The following is a 14,703-nucleotide window of genomic DNA, read 5'->3' as shown; positions in this document are numbered from 1 at the left end:
AAAATTTCAATTTGAACTACCACCAGCAGCGCTTAGTTTTGTTGATGCTGACGCAATAAGCGTGCCACCCAAACCACCAACAATAAAATGGGAATGCCAATTAAGGTGGTCATTAAAAAGAAGTTTGGATACCCAATATTGGTCACAATGGTGCCAGAATAGCCGCCTAAAATTTTAGGGGTTAAGGTCATCAGTGAGCTAAAAATTGCATATTGCACCGCAGTAAATGACACACTGGTTAAACTCGATAAAAAAGCAATAAACGCCGCGCCTGCGAGCCCTGATGCCAAGTTATCAACAATAATGGCAAAATACAGCCATGCGTCGCTATAAGGTTTAATCACTTTACCTGTCAGGTTCACCTGCTCAGCACTACCGACCAAAGGCAACGGCTCAAGATCAATATCTAGAGCTTGTGCTGGGCGAATTTGATAGTTGGCCTGGGTTACAATACCTTGACCTTGTACGAGATTGGCACGTGCAGTGACTGTTTTAACAGGACTTTGCAAGAGTGCTAGCGCCGGAATTGCACTGCTAAACACACCATTTTCATCTATTTTTGCTGGGTAATCTATGCCGTTTAAGCTCAAAATCACCGGTTGCTCAGTATTAAGCAGTTGCGGATCAACCCCAAACAATTGTCCTTGTACCACAATGCTTTGGCTGGCATCTGGCGTGACTTGAATAGGCAACAATTGAATTTGTGCATGATTGGCTGCATTTAAATAGGGCCATGCCACACTGACCTGCTGTTGCTGTTGATTAAGCCCAGCTTGTACTGTGACCTGATTGCTTTGTACCAGCACCTCATTCGGCACGGCAACCTGAAAATAACCCACTTCATCGACTGCTGCGACGTATTGCTGTGTACCAACATTAACCACTACATCATCAAACTTGTCGCCTGATTTGACCAAGCCAATAAAAATCAGGTTTGTGGATGAGGCTAAAATCGCCCCCACAAACATCAGCTTCATTATGTTAAAGCGCTGTGCCAACAAGCCACCTAAGAAACCACCCACAAGGCTAAAAATCACCCCGTAAATTTTTACTGCTTCGGCAATTTGTTCTTTGCTAAAGTTCAGGTCTTGATAGAATACATTGGAAATTACCCCGGCAATAATGTCGGAAATACGGTAAAAACCAATCAGCAACAACAAGACTAACGCGAGTTTTACACCATAACGTTTAAAGAAATCGGCAATTGGATTGACCCAAGTGGCATAGGCCATGTCACGATTGACCGCGCCAAATTTCACTAGGCTTGAACCCACTAACAAAGCCACAGCAGTCGCCGTTAAAAAGCGTAGACTTTCTAAGCCAAATAAAACCAAAGCGTCTGTCAGCTCAAATTGATGTTTGAGCGTTGCCACCAGATCACCTGAATAGATATACGTTAAGACAAAGCTCGTTACAGCCACAAAAAAGACCAGCACTAAACGATAATAATCGCTGCGTTGATAATTTTTTGCTACACGCACAACTGCGGGTTCACGAATACATAAGGTGGTGATAATGCCCACAAACATCACCCCTGCCATAGCAAGGTAAGTGATTTTCCAAGCATCATAAATATAATTACCTTTTGCCGTACCCAGTGATGCGGCCAAAAACAAGGCACCTGCCCCTGCCACAATCATGCCAATGCGATAACCTGCGTTATAGGTCGAAGCCAACACGGTTTGCATTTGGGTTTCAGCCAGTTCAATACGATAGGCATCAATCACGATATCTTGAGTGGCGGCAGAAAAGCCAAGTAACACAGCGCCAATCGCCATTTGATAGACTTGACTTTGCCCTAAGGCTGGATCTGACCATGCCATAATGGCGATGGCACAAATAATTAAGATTTGCGCAACCAACAACCAAGCACGGCGCCGACCTAAAGCTTTGGTTAAATACGGCAGTGGCAATTCATCAATGAGCGGTGCCCAGACGAATTTAAAGGAGTAGCCCAACGCTGCCCAACTAAAAAAGGTCACCGCACTTTTACTAATACCAGCTTCACCTAGCCAAAGCGATAGACTTGAAAAGATCAGCAGGATAGGAATACCTGCAGAAAAGCCCAAGAACAGCATGATCAGCGCGCGTCGATCTAAAAACGCCGTAAACGCCGATTTCCATCCAGTCGATTGTGTGGTCATTGCTTATTATTTTCTGTAAAACGAATAGCGCTATTCAAACGCTTAATGCAGCCTGTTTCAACTAGATTTACGGAGACAGTGTGAATATTTTCACTGAACAGAGCGAGTTTCGCTTGAATTTATAGGGCTAACCCATATACCTTAAGGCTTCACTCCATTTTTATTTATGTTTTGGATTCTATACAGTGACCGAAAAACTTGAGCAAAATAACGCCCCAAGCGAGCAACAATTACAACCCTCTCATGCAGAATTTGTGTCTGCTTTCGATCAAAACGATATTCAAAACACTCTAGAAAAAACTCGTTTACGTTCTAGTCAACTCACGCATATCCCTAACTATGCCAAAATCCCGGCTTCAACCAAACGCATTAAGCCACTCAATAACTTTTTGGGCCAAGATCGTGCCCGTGCGTCGGTAGAGGCTGGCATCGCGCTACCGTATTCAGGCTATAACATTTTTGCTGTCGGCACGGCAGGATTAGGTAAACGCACCATGGTCAAGCGTTTACTGGAGCAACATGCCAAAGACATGCCAACCCCAAGCGATTGGGTCTACGTGAATAACTTTAAACAACCTCGTCAACCCATCGCCCTTGAATTACCCGCAGGTCAAGCAGCTAAATTTCAGGCGCAATTACATCAATGTTGGCAAACCATTTTAAAACAGCTCGAGCGTCGTTTTAGTACCGAAACTTATCACAACCATATTGAAGTGATTCGTCAGCAAACAGGCTTGGAGCAACAACAGGCTTTGCTAGAGTTGACCAAAGAAGGCGCAGAGTTAGATTTAAAACTGGTGTCGCGCGATGATGAACATTGCTTTGTACCAGTCCACTATAAAGACCAGAAGCTGATTGAACTGACTCAGCAAGATTTAGACAACTTAAGCAGTGACAAGCAAAGTGAAATTGCTGCCAACATGCGTTATATGGACAAAAAGCTCGATCGTTTAGGTTTACACTTAGGTGACCTTGAAGATCATGCCCGTGATAAAGTCCAAGTGCTCAATCGCGACATTGCCAAACAAGTGGTGATGCCGCGTATGACTGCCTTAGCCAATAAATACAAAGAAGTCACAGGTCTTAAAGATTATCTCAAAGACTACGCTGACGATATTATTGCCCATGTAGAAATTATCTTAGAACAAGAAGAAGATGATTTCCGCCCAAGCAATTTTAGCCGTGTGCCTGCGCGTTACCAAGCCAATGTGGTGATTTCACATAAAGCCAATAGCGGTGCACCTGTAGTGTTTGAGGATTTTCCTACCCATTACAACTTATTGGGTCATGTCGAACAACTCACTCAACACGGCACCATCACCACCGACTTTACCTTAATTCGCTCAGGTGCCTTACACCGTGCCAATGGTGGTTTCTTAATGCTCGAAGCTGAGCAATTACTTGAGCAGCCTTATGCATGGCAAGGGCTTAAACGTGCGTTAAAGTCAGGACAACTTAAACTGTCTTCACTTGAACATATGCTAACCTTAACCGGTAGTATCTCGATTGAACCTGCAGCCATTCCATTAAACATTAAAGTGGTGCTGTTGGCTGAACCAGAAATTTATTATCAAATTTTAGAAGTTGAACCTGAGCTTGGTAGCGTATTTAAAATTCGTGCGGATTTTACCGATACCTTGCAACGTAACGAAAGCAATGAACAAGCCTATATGCAACTCATTGCCGATTATGTACAAAGCGACAAACTTCTGCCCTTTGACCGCTCAGCACTCGCAGCGCTACTGACTGATTCTAGCCGTCAAGCCGAAGATCAAAGCTCGCTGTCATTGCACGCCTTAACTTTAGGTGATTTGATTCGTGAAGCACATCATCATGCAGAAAAGTCGCAAGATAAAATCGTTACCGAACAACACATTAATATGGCCTTACAACATCGTCAGTATCGCTTAGGCTATCTACGTGAATTGTATTGGGAAGATTTAACTCGTGGTACGCAGCTGATTGAAACCAAAGGTCATCGTTTAGGTCAGATCAACGCTTTGTCAGTGATTCACTATGCGGATGTAGAATTTGGTTTACCGTCGCGTTTAACGGCATCGGTGTATCAAGGTGGCGGTGATATCTTAGATATTGAGCGTAGTGTGGAATTGGGCGGCTCTTTACATGCCAAAGGCGTGCTCTTAATGTCATCGTTCTTAAAAGCGCATTTTGGCCGCGAGCAAATCCTGCATTTCTCTGCTGCCCTTGCCTTTGAACAAAGTTATGGTCAGGTCGATGGCGATAGCGCGACTGTGGCGGAGCTTTCGGCGCTCATTTCAGCGATTAGCCAAATTCCAATTGATCAATCATGGGCGATTACAGGTTCGATGAACCAATTGGGTCAAGTGCAACCAATTGGTGGCGTGAATGCTAAAATCGAAGGTTTCTTTGATGCGTGTAAATTACAAGGCTTAACTGGCAAACAAGGCGTGATTATTCCTCGTCAAAATATGCAACATTTAATGCTACGTAAAGATGTGATTGAAGCGGTCAATTTAGGTCAATTCAATATTCATGCCATTGATAATATTGCCCAAGCTTTGGAAATTTTAATGGCGCGCCCTGTAGGTCACTTAAATAAAAAAGGCCGTTATAGCAAAGGTTCGATTTTTGCTGCAGTAATGAATCAACTTGAATACTGGCAAGCCTTAGAAGATGGCGCCGAATTTGAAGAAGAGCCGAAGAAAAAGAAGAAGAAAAAAAAGAAAAAGGATAAGGATAAAAAAAGCAAAAATGCAGTTGAGGAAGTGATTGAACAAGTCACTGAAACAGAAGCATAAAAAAAAGCGCCTACGGGCGCTTTTTTTTACCACACAGCAGTAAAAGCTTAAGCTTCAGGTGCTGGGCTATATTGTTCAACTAAAGATTGTAACTCACCTTTTTGGAACATATCTAACATAATGTCGCTACCACCAATTAGCTCACCATTGATCCACAATTGTGGGAAAGTTGGCCAGTTGGCAATTTGCGGTAAAGTTGCACGAATGTCTTGGTTTTCCAAAATGTTTACATAAGCAAACGGACGACCAATTTGACTGAGTGCTTCAACCGCGCGTGCAGAGAAACCACATTGTGGAAATTGTGGTGTGCCTTTCATGTACAGTAATACTGCATGTTTGGCAATTTGATCACGAATTAACGCTTCAGTATCGCGTACTTGTTCAGTCATTGATAAATCCTCAACTAATCTGTGCTGCATTATACCCAAAACCAGCTAAAACAATATGACAAAAGCAATATTTCTATTTTTATTTCGAATTGGACTTTCAATCCGAAACAGTTTTTGCTTATATATCCTGTGTATTTTACGCTTCTTTTGCGAAATACAGACTAATTTTTTTTATTCCTCAGATAAGAGTTCGTCATGAATAATATCACCCTTGCACCGGTACAAACTGATCAACCCTCGCATTTAATGCCGGTATTTGGCCGCCAAAAGATCAGCTTTGTCCGAGGACAAGGTGCTTATCTTTATACCGAAGATGGTACAGAATATTTAGATGCCTTAACAGGGATTGCGGTGTGTGGTTTAGGTCACTCACATCCTGCTGTGACTGCTGCCATTGCAGAACAAGCTGCAACTTTAATTCACACCAGTAACTTATTTGAAGTGCCTTGGCAAACTGCTGCGGCACAAAAATTAGCAGAAGTGGCTGGCATGGAAGAAGTGTTCTTCTCCAACAGTGGTGCAGAATCTAATGAAGGTGCGATTAAAATTGCGCGTAAATTTGGCCATCTGCAAGGCATTAGCCACCCGAAAATCATTGTTGCCGATCACTCTTTCCATGGTCGTACCATGGCAACGCTATCAGCGACAGGCAATAAAAAAGTACAAGATGGCTTTGGCCCATTGGTTGAAGGTTTTATTCGTGTGCCGTTTGGTGATGTGGAAGCCATTGAAGAAGCAGCCATCAATCATCCTGACATCGTGGCCATTTTAGTGGAACCGATTCAAGGTGAAGGCGGTGTCAATACTGCACCACAAGGCTTTAGCTACTTAGAAGATATCCGTCGCATTTGCAACCAACACAATTGGTTAATGATGCTAGACGAAGTCCAAACGGGTAACGGCCGTACCGGTCAATACTTTGCTTACCAACATACCAATATTGTGCCTGATGTGTTAACTACAGCCAAAGGCTTAGGTAACGGTTTCCCGATTGGTGCGGTAATGACTCAAGGTCGTGGTGTCGGGGTGCTGACTGCTGGTAATCATGGTTCAACCTATAGCGGTAGTGCGCTCGGTTCACGTGTGGTATACACAGTCATTGATACGATTGAAAAAGACGATTTAGTGGCCAATGCAGCTGAAAAAGGTGCTTATATTGTTAGTCAACTACGTGAAAAGCTAGCAGATCAAAATGTAACAGTGCGTGGCTTTGGCTTAATGATTGGGATTGAACTACCAAAAGCTTGTGGTGAGCTGGTTGATATTGCGCGTGATGAACATCACACCATTATTAACGTCACTTCTGGCAACGTGGTGCGTTTATTACCTACTTTAAATATTGACCAAGACCAAGCGGATCAATTAATCGAACGCTTAGTACTGATGATTAAAAACTTTTTAGCTTAAGCTAAAATGCACAAAAAGCCGCAATTTGCGGCTTTTTTTTGTGAAGCTCAATTAGAAATTAACAGGCTTCTTGGTAAATTCTGCCCCCAGGCATTTGGCAAAAATATTGTTTTAAAGCATCTAGACAACGATGAATTTTCATTGGTTGTTGTTCGCGTTTTAATGTGACTGCATATAAATTAAAAACCGGTAGTTTCCATTCAGGTAGAACTTCAACTAAAGCACCGCTCATTAAATCTTTTTGTACATCTAAATAACAAACACGGGCAATGCCATGGCCTTGTAAACACAACGCTTTGGCCACTGAACTGCTATTACTGGTTAAACGTGCACGCATATTCAGCTCAAGCTGTTCACCTGTAACTGCATGGCTAAACTTCAGCTCTGGTTGAGCTTTAAGTAGACTCACAGGCAATAAATCATGTTGCAGTAAATCTTCTGGACGTGACACAGGACTATTCTGATTTAAATAGCTCGGTGCAGCCACTAAAATTTGCTCGACCCGAAGTAAAGGTTCTGCCACCACATGGCTTTCATCTATTTGTGTTGCCACACGTATGGCAATATCAATGCGGCTTTCAATTAAATCAGCTACTTGATGTTCTGCTTCTACATGTACTGCTAAACCACGATGGGCTGACATCCAGTGTGACAGTGCAGGAATAATATGCTGCGCTGCTAATTCTGGTGTGGCTGAAAGACGTAATTCCCCAACTAAATCGTCACGTAATTCATTAATACGGATTTTACCCCGCTCTGCAGCAGCAAGCATTTCTTGGCAGCTATGGAAAAAGGCCTGTCCCGCCTCAGTCAAACTCAATTTACGCGTCGAACGATGTAGTAATGTCACTTCCATCTCGTGTTCTAACGAACGAATTTGCTGGCTCACAGCACTGGTTGTGATTCCAAGTTCACGCGCAGCACCACTAAATGAGCTTTTCTCAACTACACAAGCAAATACTCCCATTGCTCGAAGTTGATCTAACATAAATTTCCCTCTGAACTTATGAGTGCTTTTAACAAAATAAATTTAATAAAAGCAACTCATTGTATTATACGGTGAAATTATTTATTTGTATTCGATAAATTTAATTAATTGGTAAAACATTACTCGGATTAATTGGTTTTCCATCTAAACGAACTTGAAATTCCAACATGGTTTGCGTTGTCCCGCTACTGCCCATTTCTGCAATTTTTTGACCAGCTGTTACATTTTGTCCACTTTGTACCAATAACTTGCTGTTATGTGCATACGCACTGATATAACCATTAATATGTTTAATTAAAATCAGTTGCCCATACTCAGGTAAACCATCAGCAGCATACATCACCTGACCATCGGCAGCGGCCAATACAGCATCACCCATTTGCCCAGCAAAACGAACCCCTTTAACATTTTTATCTAAATCAAAAGTATGTAGTACTGCACCTGCGCTTGGACGGACCCATTTTAGACCTGTGTTACTATTAGTAGAGACCGCCGGTGTCACGGGCGCGGTTGGCTGTGGCTTGGGTTGGGTCTGTACTGTTGTGGTCGTTTGACTTGGCAGTGCAATACTTTGACGCTGAATTGGCGCTGCTTGTGCCACCGCTTGGGTGGTGGTGGTGCGTTTAGCACCTGTATTTTTTAAACGAATCGATTGCCCCACATAAATCTTATAAGGTGCTGCAATATCGTTCATAGCGGCAATACTTTCATAACTTAAGCCATAACGCCCAGCAATACCACTTAAAGTATCGCCTGAACGTACCGTATAAAAATCTGGTGCCACTGCATAACGTGCTGTGTTATTAATTTGTGGTTTAGATGCACATCCTGTCAATACTGCCACCGAAACCAGCGCTGTGGATAACAACACCTGTTTAACTAAGGCGTTTGGCTTTGTAAGCATGCGAGATTGAAGGACTGACATAAATAAAACTCTCCACAACATCTATTTTTGATTGTGGCTAAGACTAGCAAAAAAATTACGCTATCGCTGTTGCCACGGCTTTTTATCACAAAGTTATAACATTCAAGTTCAATGTGAACCAAATTGTTGATATAAATCCGGCAAAACTGTGTAATTGGTCGCATCCATTTGAATTGGGGTAATGCTGACATAGCCATTTTGAATAGCCGCAAAATCTGAACCAATTTCACCCAGTTCAGCTTTGGCTTCCGTAACTGCTTCGCCTGATAATCCAATCCAAAACACTTGCCGACCGCGCGGGTCCACTTGACTGGTGATCGGTTTCGATAAATGTTTACGGCCTTGATAGGTGATCTTTTGCCCTTTAAGTACAGCCACATCTGGAATATTAATATTAAAAATATGCCGTGGCGGTAATTCAGGCACGCCTTGAGCAATAAAATCATGCACCCACTGTGCAGCCTGCTGATAATCTTCAGGCTTTAAATAACTGCGTACATTAGCACCCGCGAGCGACACGGCGATGGCTGGCTGCTTCATTAAACGCCCTTCAAACGCTGCACCAACTGTGCCTGAGTACAAAACGTCATCGCCTAAGTTAGCACCACTATTAATACCACTGACCACCAAATCAAATTCAAAATCAAATAACCCGTTCATTGATAAGTAGACACAGTCCGCAGGTGTACCATTGACCGCCCATACATCTGGAGAAATTTCTACAGGACGTAAAGGACGATCTAAAGTCAGCGCTGAAGAAAAACCACTACGCTCCGCTTCAGGTGCGACCACCACCACGCGCCCCAATGGTTTAAGTGCTTGTGCCAAGGCTATAATACCCGGTGCAAAAACCCCATCATCATTGGCAATCAAAATGTTCATGTTGTTATCCTTAAAATCAATACACTCTTACAGGCTTATTCTAAATATCGCGCAGTTTTAAGTACTTTGCCATTAGCTTAAAGCAAGGTGTTTATATTTTTTAGTATTTTACTGACCTTTATCTGGTTTTTGCTGTCTTTTGCACATTTTATTGGCAAGTTATATTTACTTTTTCGCAAAATTTAAGCTAAAAAGCACAAAAAACAAGCATGTTTTTTGTCTGCTATTTCAGCTCACTGTATTTAAATGTATTAAGGAGAATGATGGTGCGTTATTTGGCGCTGTGTTTAACCGCTGTTTTTGCTGTATCTAGTCCTGTGGCCATTGCTCAAGACACTAATCACGAAGTTACTCCAACCCAGTATGTCACTGAAGAAGAATTAGCTGCCCTCTTTGTATTATCTGAAATCTGCCCAAACTTGGTCGATAATCCCTCGGCCTTTGAGCAAGGCTATCAAAACTTTGTGCAGTCCTATTTACCTGAGCTTAAGCAACCCCTAGTCGCCTTAAAACATTTTGCTCAACAAACGCAATCTGCACCGATTTTGCTCGAAGCCCAACAAGATGCCAAACAAGCGGGCACTGTGAAAAACCGCGAAATCTGTCAAGAACTGACGACTTATCACAAATAACACAAAATGCTTACAATATCTTGAGAATCAGGGCTCTTCCCCCATAGCAGTTGTTAGAACTTTGTCCTAGAATGCTAGGCTCATTGTGCTTACCTCAAGATATTGGAACCATCTAGAATGACCCGTAAAAGTGCCCTTGCTGCATTCTTGCTCTTGCCTAGTTTTTCTTATGCAGCAACTGTGTTATCAGCACCACCAGAACTCAATAACAAATCTTATGTTTTGATGGACTATGAAACAGGTCAAATCCTTGCTTCAAAAAATGAAAATGAAAAATTAGCACCAGCATCAATGACCAAAATGATGACCAGCTTCATCATTGAACAAAAGTTATTAAAAGGCGAACTCACGGAAGACGAAAAAGTTCGTATGAATGAATCGGCTTGGTGCCGTGGTAGCAGTACAGAATCGTGTATGTATGTGCCTTTAAACGGTACAGCAACAGTTTTGGAAATGCTGCGCGGCATTATTGTGCAATCGGGTAATGACGCATCAAAAGCCATGGCAGAACATATTGCTGGTAATGAAGGCACCTTCGTTCATATGATGAATGAAGAAGCCAAACGTATCGGTATGAGCAATACCCAGTTTGTAAACTCAACTGGTATGCCAGCAGATGGACATTATTCGACTGCCAAAGATATGGCGACGCTTGCGCAACATATTATCCATGACAGCTCGAAATACTATCCAATTTATTCAGAAAAAGAGTTTAGCTTTAATGGGATCAAACAAGGTAACCGTAACGCCCTACTTTATACTGACCCAAGTGTGGATGGTTTAAAAACTGGTCATACCGAAGAAGCAGGTTACTGCTTAACCACCTCAGCTAAACGTGGCCCAATGCGTTTAATTTCAGTGATTTTTGGTGCACCGACCATGCAGGAACGTGCCTCACAAACCCGTAACTTATTGGCATGGGGCTATGCCAACTTTGAAACCGTCAAAGTACAACCTGCCAACCAAGTCTTAGCCAAAGCTAAAGTTTGGTATGGTAAGAGTGCTGAAGCTGAAATTGGTTTAGCTGAAAACTTTAACGTTACCATGCCTAAAGGTCAGGCCAATGCGATTAAAACTCAGCTTGTGGTCCAACCTAAACTCACAGCACCTTTAACCAAAGGTCAAGTAGTCGGTAAATACGTTGCCTCTTTAGATGGCAAAGTCATTGCAGAAAAGCCACTTGTGGCATTAAAAGACGTTGAAGAAGCAGGCTTCTTTGCACGTATGTTAGATCACATTAAACAGTTCTTTAGCAACTTGTTTTAATTGATTAATATCTTTTAAAAAGCATGCTTTCGAGCGTGCTTTTTTTAGCCTTAAAATAATCGTGAGAAAAATATGTCTAAAAATATACATCCTTATTTAAATACTCAGCCTGTGCTTGCTCCAAGCTGTTACATCGATGCCATGTCTGTTGTGATTGGAGATGTCGAATTGGCTGAGAATGTTTCTGTGTGGCCATTTGCCTGTATCCGTGGTGATGTCAATCATATTCGAATTGGCAAAAATTCCAATGTTCAAGACCATGCGATGCTGCACGTCAGCCATAAAAAAGCAGATAAACCTGAAGGTTCCCCCCTGATTATTGGTGAGGATGTCACGATTGGTCATCATGTGACTTTACATGGCTGCACAATTGGCAATCGGGTTTTAATTGGCATTAATACAGTGGTGTTAGATGACGTGATCATTGAAGATGATGTGATGATTGGCGCAGGCTCCTTAGTACCACCGGGTAAACGACTCGAAAGCGGTTATTTGTATGTAGGTAGTCCAGTCAAACAAGTACGCGCTTTAACTGAAAAAGAACGTAATTTTTTACCATATTCGGCACAAAATTATGTCAAGGTATCACGCCATTATATCGAACAAGCTTAAATCACCTAAAAGCTGGGCCTATAGGGCTCAGTTTTGCCAGCAAATCTGAGTTTATCAACCTTTTAGCAACCTCTAGATGCTCAGCATAGTTGAGAAAAAGCAACATTAGACTGCTGTTTTTATAGATTAAAAATATATTTATTTAATTTAGTTAATATTTAACAGCAACTTATTTTTAACTTTTTACGTTAAAATTTACCCATCTAGACAACAAATCTTGTCTGAGCATAGCCAAGCTATGAGAAATTGCGTAGAATATGGCTTTTATTCCATGGTGCTTTGCGATGACTGCTTGGACTGCGCATGTGACTGTTGCCACCGTTGTTGAACAAGACGGAAAGTTCCTGTTTGTTGAAGAACATACAGAAGGCGTGACACATACCGTATTTAACCAACCCGCAGGCCACGTTGAAGCAGGCGAAACCATTATGGACGCCGCTATTCGTGAAACCTTGGAAGAAACTGGCTATCGCGTGAGTATTGAATCACTGCTTGGCATCTACACCTATACCCCACCGCTGTTCCCTGATCGTACCTATTATCGCTTTTGCTTTTTAGGCAAAGTGCTTGAGCATTTTCCTGATGCCAAACTCGATACAGGCATTGTTGGTGCAGTATGGATGAGCTTAGATGAACTCCAAGAGACTGCACGTGCCCGTAGTCCATTGGTGATTAAAGCTGTACAAGATGCAAAAGCCGGCAAGTCGTATCCTTTATCGCTCCTTTATGAGCACCAAAACTCTCCCTTAATTTCAAATTTGGATGCCTAATCCTATGCAACAACGTGTCATCGTCGGTATGTCTGGTGGTGTAGACTCCTCTGTGTCTGCTGCCCTTCTACTTCAACAAGGTTATCAAGTTGAAGGCTTGTTCATGAAGAACTGGGAAGAAGATGATGGTACGGAATATTGCACGGCCATGGACGATCTTGCCGACGCACAAGCCGTTTGCGACAAAATTGGGATTAAATTACATACAGCCAATTTTGCTATGGAATATTGGGATCGTGTCTTTGAGCATTTCCTAGCAGAATATGCCGCAGGTCGCACCCCAAATCCCGATATTTTATGTAATAAAGAAATTAAATTCCGTGCCTTTTTAGATCATGCTATTCACTTAGGCGCAGACTTTATTGCCACAGGTCACTATTGCCGCCGTGGTGAAACCCGTACCAATTCACGTGGTGAACAATATGCACCGCTATTACGTGGTGTCGATCAAAACAAAGATCAAACCTATTTCTTACATGCGGTACATGGTCGTGAAATTAATAAGACTTTGTTTCCTGTGGGGGAAATTGAAAAGCCACAAGTGCGCAAAATCGCTGAAGAACTCGATTTAGTCACTGCCAAGAAAAAAGATTCAACCGGTATTTGCTTTATTGGTGAACGTCGTTTTAATGACTTCTTACAACAATATCTCCCTGCACAGCCGGGTAAAATTGTCTTAGAAGACGGTACTGAAATTGGCGAACATCACGGCTTGATGTACTACACCTTAGGTCAACGTGGTGGTATTGGTATTGGCGGCTTGAAAGGTGCAGCTGAAGGTGCTTGGTTTGTTTTATATAAAGATATTCCGGGTAATCGTTTAGTGGTGGGTCAAGGTCATGAGCATCCACTGATGCAAAGCACCATGTTATGGTCACAAGCGATTGATTGGGTGGCAGGCGAACAAGACATCCCTGCTACGGGTTTACGTTGCACGGCCAAAACCCGTTATCGTCAACCTGACCAAGATTGCACGGTATTTAAGGATGAAAACTTTGCCGAGGGCGTACGGGTTGAATTTGATGAACCTCAACGTGCCGTAACCCCAGGACAAAGCGTGGTATTTTACTTAGGTGAAGAATGCTTAGGGGGTGGTGTGATTCACCACACCAATGCACCAACGCCTGCATTTGTATAAAGGATATTGAGATGGCTGGCTTTCCTTTTCAGCAGTCGACCACGTTAACGCCACGGCAAAATCGTGCCTTGGCTTTGGCGGGGGTATTTCAAGCCACGCAGCTGACACATATGACCGCCTTAGGCGGTCGACAGAGTATGGGCGAAAGTGGTTTGTTTTATTTCGAACAGTTAATTAAAGCCAGCCTCAATATTCGACCAAGCCAAGGCAATAGCCAACAGACCTTAGATTTTTTTCATCAATTGGCCGATGTCTCCTTGGGACTGAAATCTTTTGAAAATTGTTTAACTCAACCTTTTAGCAGCGCACCTAAATCTAGACTCCCTAAATTGGCCAACACTAAATTGCCAATGAGCTATGCAATGGCCTTGTTGCATTTAGAGAAGAAAGTCTACGCCAACCCTGAATTTGTTCACACCATTGCCCAGTCTCAGCAAAAAATATTAAAACAGCTGTCCTTCTTTGATCATAATTATTCCCATCCCAGCATTATTGCCAATCTTGCCCAAACCTATGTCGAAACCGCAGGCTCCATTAATCCACGCATTATGGTGCGCGGTAATGCCGAAGCCTTTAAAGATGCAGCACATACCAACCGTATTCGTGCCTCATTATTTACCGGTTTACAAATGGCACATTTATGGCGCGAATTAGGTGGCAGCTCATGGGATTTTGTGTTCTTTGGCAAGCGCAAGCTTGTACGCGATATTCAAGATCTCGCCCGCCTACAATATCAGGTGGCGACGTGATGTTTATGTCAGAATTTTTTA

At 42.6% G+C, this 14,703-nt stretch carries 13 protein-coding genes; 8 read left to right on the top strand and 5 right to left on the bottom strand.

Annotated features, from left to right (window positions below; translation table 11 throughout):
* Positions 1-32: 32 nt before the first annotated feature.
* Positions 33-2,144 (bottom strand): AmpG family muropeptide MFS transporter, encoded by a 2,112-nt coding sequence (locus tag AC5YCI_RS06270; protein ID WP_496128551.1) that lies wholly within the window; start codon positions 2,142-2,144, stop codon positions 33-35.
* A 185-nt stretch (positions 2,145-2,329) separates the two neighbouring features.
* On the opposite strand from AC5YCI_RS06270, the gene AC5YCI_RS06265 reads away from it, so the two are divergent.
* Positions 2,330-4,924 carry a Lon protease family protein gene (locus AC5YCI_RS06265; RefSeq protein WP_496175290.1) on the top strand — a complete coding sequence of 865 codons (2,595 nt, stop codon included), beginning with the start codon at positions 2,330-2,332 and terminating at the stop codon, positions 4,922-4,924.
* A 47-nt stretch (positions 4,925-4,971) separates the two neighbouring features.
* Here the strand turns inward: AC5YCI_RS06265 and grxD are convergent, their stop codons facing one another.
* Positions 4,972-5,313 carry a Grx4 family monothiol glutaredoxin gene (gene grxD, locus AC5YCI_RS06260; RefSeq protein WP_496128553.1) on the bottom strand — a complete coding sequence of 114 codons (342 nt, stop codon included), beginning with the start codon at positions 5,311-5,313 and terminating at the stop codon, positions 4,972-4,974.
* A gap of 195 nt (positions 5,314-5,508) precedes the next feature.
* On the opposite strand from grxD, the gene AC5YCI_RS06255 reads away from it, so the two are divergent.
* Positions 5,509-6,720 (top strand): aspartate aminotransferase family protein, encoded by a 1,212-nt coding sequence (locus AC5YCI_RS06255; RefSeq protein WP_496128554.1) that lies wholly within the window; start codon positions 5,509-5,511, stop codon positions 6,718-6,720.
* Positions 6,721-6,778: 58 nt separating this feature from the next.
* Here AC5YCI_RS06255 and AC5YCI_RS06250 read toward each other — a convergent pair whose 3' ends face one another.
* The 3 genes from AC5YCI_RS06250 to surE all read right to left on the bottom strand — a co-directional run bounded on the left by AC5YCI_RS06250 (position 6,779) and on the right by surE (position 9,515).
* Positions 6,779-7,708 (bottom strand): LysR family transcriptional regulator, encoded by a 930-nt coding sequence (locus AC5YCI_RS06250; protein WP_496128555.1) that lies wholly within the window; start codon positions 7,706-7,708, stop codon positions 6,779-6,781.
* Positions 7,709-7,808: 100 nt separating this feature from the next.
* Positions 7,809-8,633 carry a peptidoglycan DD-metalloendopeptidase family protein gene (locus AC5YCI_RS06245; protein WP_496128556.1) on the bottom strand — a complete coding sequence of 275 codons (825 nt, stop codon included), beginning with the start codon at positions 8,631-8,633 and terminating at the stop codon, positions 7,809-7,811.
* 108 nt (positions 8,634-8,741) lie between these two features.
* The gene (surE, locus tag AC5YCI_RS06240; protein WP_496128557.1) at positions 8,742-9,515 is read right to left on the bottom strand and encodes a 5'/3'-nucleotidase SurE; all 774 of its coding nucleotides are present in this window, start codon (positions 9,513-9,515) and stop codon (positions 8,742-8,744) included.
* 263 nt (positions 9,516-9,778) lie between these two features.
* Between surE and AC5YCI_RS06235 the strand changes: the two genes are divergently transcribed.
* From AC5YCI_RS06235 to hflD, 6 genes are all read left to right on the top strand, one after another.
* The gene (locus AC5YCI_RS06235) at positions 9,779-10,147 is read left to right on the top strand and encodes an MCR_0457 family protein (RefSeq protein WP_496128558.1); all 369 of its coding nucleotides are present in this window, start codon (positions 9,779-9,781) and stop codon (positions 10,145-10,147) included.
* Between the two features lie 117 nt (positions 10,148-10,264).
* A complete protein-coding gene (dacC, locus tag AC5YCI_RS06230) occupies positions 10,265-11,413 on the top strand; it encodes a D-alanyl-D-alanine carboxypeptidase PBP5/6 (protein WP_496128559.1) in 1,149 nt (382 codons plus the stop codon).
* Between the two features lie 72 nt (positions 11,414-11,485).
* A complete protein-coding gene (locus AC5YCI_RS06225) occupies positions 11,486-12,025 on the top strand; it encodes a gamma carbonic anhydrase family protein (RefSeq protein WP_496128560.1) in 540 nt (179 codons plus the stop codon).
* A 284-nt stretch (positions 12,026-12,309) separates the two neighbouring features.
* Positions 12,310-12,795, top strand: a complete 486-nt coding sequence (locus tag AC5YCI_RS06220) for an NUDIX hydrolase (protein WP_496128561.1) — start codon at positions 12,310-12,312, stop codon at positions 12,793-12,795.
* A 4-nt stretch (positions 12,796-12,799) separates the two neighbouring features.
* Positions 12,800-13,933, top strand: coding sequence for a tRNA 2-thiouridine(34) synthase MnmA (mnmA, locus tag AC5YCI_RS06215; RefSeq protein WP_496128562.1), 1,134 nt, complete (start codon positions 12,800-12,802; stop codon positions 13,931-13,933).
* An 11-nt stretch (positions 13,934-13,944) separates the two neighbouring features.
* Complete coding sequence (gene hflD, locus AC5YCI_RS06210) at positions 13,945-14,682, top strand: high frequency lysogenization protein HflD (RefSeq protein WP_496128563.1); 738 nt, start codon at positions 13,945-13,947, stop codon at positions 14,680-14,682.
* Positions 14,683-14,703: the final 21 nt, after the last annotated feature.

The sequence above is a fragment of the Acinetobacter sp. CY17 genome, assembly GCF_059515825.1.
Note: the sequence above shows the minus strand (reverse complement) of the source record. Positions and strands in the feature narration are given on the sequence as shown.

Excerpts from the sequence above, each read along its gene's own strand:
- grxD (WP_496128553.1), bottom strand. The coding sequence starts at position 5,313 with ATGACTGAACAAGTACGCGATACTGAAGCGTTAATTCGTGATCAAATT.
- AC5YCI_RS06255 (WP_496128554.1), top strand. The coding sequence starts at position 5,509 with ATGAATAATATCACCCTTGCACCGGTACAAACTGATCAACCCTCGCAT.
- AC5YCI_RS06225 (WP_496128560.1), top strand. The coding sequence starts at position 11,486 with ATGTCTAAAAATATACATCCTTATTTAAATACTCAGCCTGTGCTTGCT.
- mnmA (WP_496128562.1), top strand. The coding sequence starts at position 12,800 with ATGCAACAACGTGTCATCGTCGGTATGTCTGGTGGTGTAGACTCCTCT.
- hflD (WP_496128563.1), top strand. The coding sequence starts at position 13,945 with ATGGCTGGCTTTCCTTTTCAGCAGTCGACCACGTTAACGCCACGGCAA.
- AC5YCI_RS06220 (WP_496128561.1), top strand. The coding sequence starts at position 12,310 with ATGACTGCTTGGACTGCGCATGTGACTGTTGCCACCGTTGTTGAACAA.
- AC5YCI_RS06245 (WP_496128556.1), bottom strand. The coding sequence starts at position 8,633 with ATGTCAGTCCTTCAATCTCGCATGCTTACAAAGCCAAACGCCTTAGTT.
- AC5YCI_RS06235 (WP_496128558.1), top strand. The coding sequence starts at position 9,779 with ATGGTGCGTTATTTGGCGCTGTGTTTAACCGCTGTTTTTGCTGTATCT.
- surE (WP_496128557.1), bottom strand. The coding sequence starts at position 9,515 with ATGAACATTTTGATTGCCAATGATGATGGGGTTTTTGCACCGGGTATT.
- dacC (WP_496128559.1), top strand. The coding sequence starts at position 10,265 with ATGACCCGTAAAAGTGCCCTTGCTGCATTCTTGCTCTTGCCTAGTTTT.
- AC5YCI_RS06270 (WP_496128551.1), bottom strand. The coding sequence starts at position 2,144 with ATGACCACACAATCGACTGGATGGAAATCGGCGTTTACGGCGTTTTTA.
- AC5YCI_RS06250 (WP_496128555.1), bottom strand. The coding sequence starts at position 7,708 with ATGTTAGATCAACTTCGAGCAATGGGAGTATTTGCTTGTGTAGTTGAG.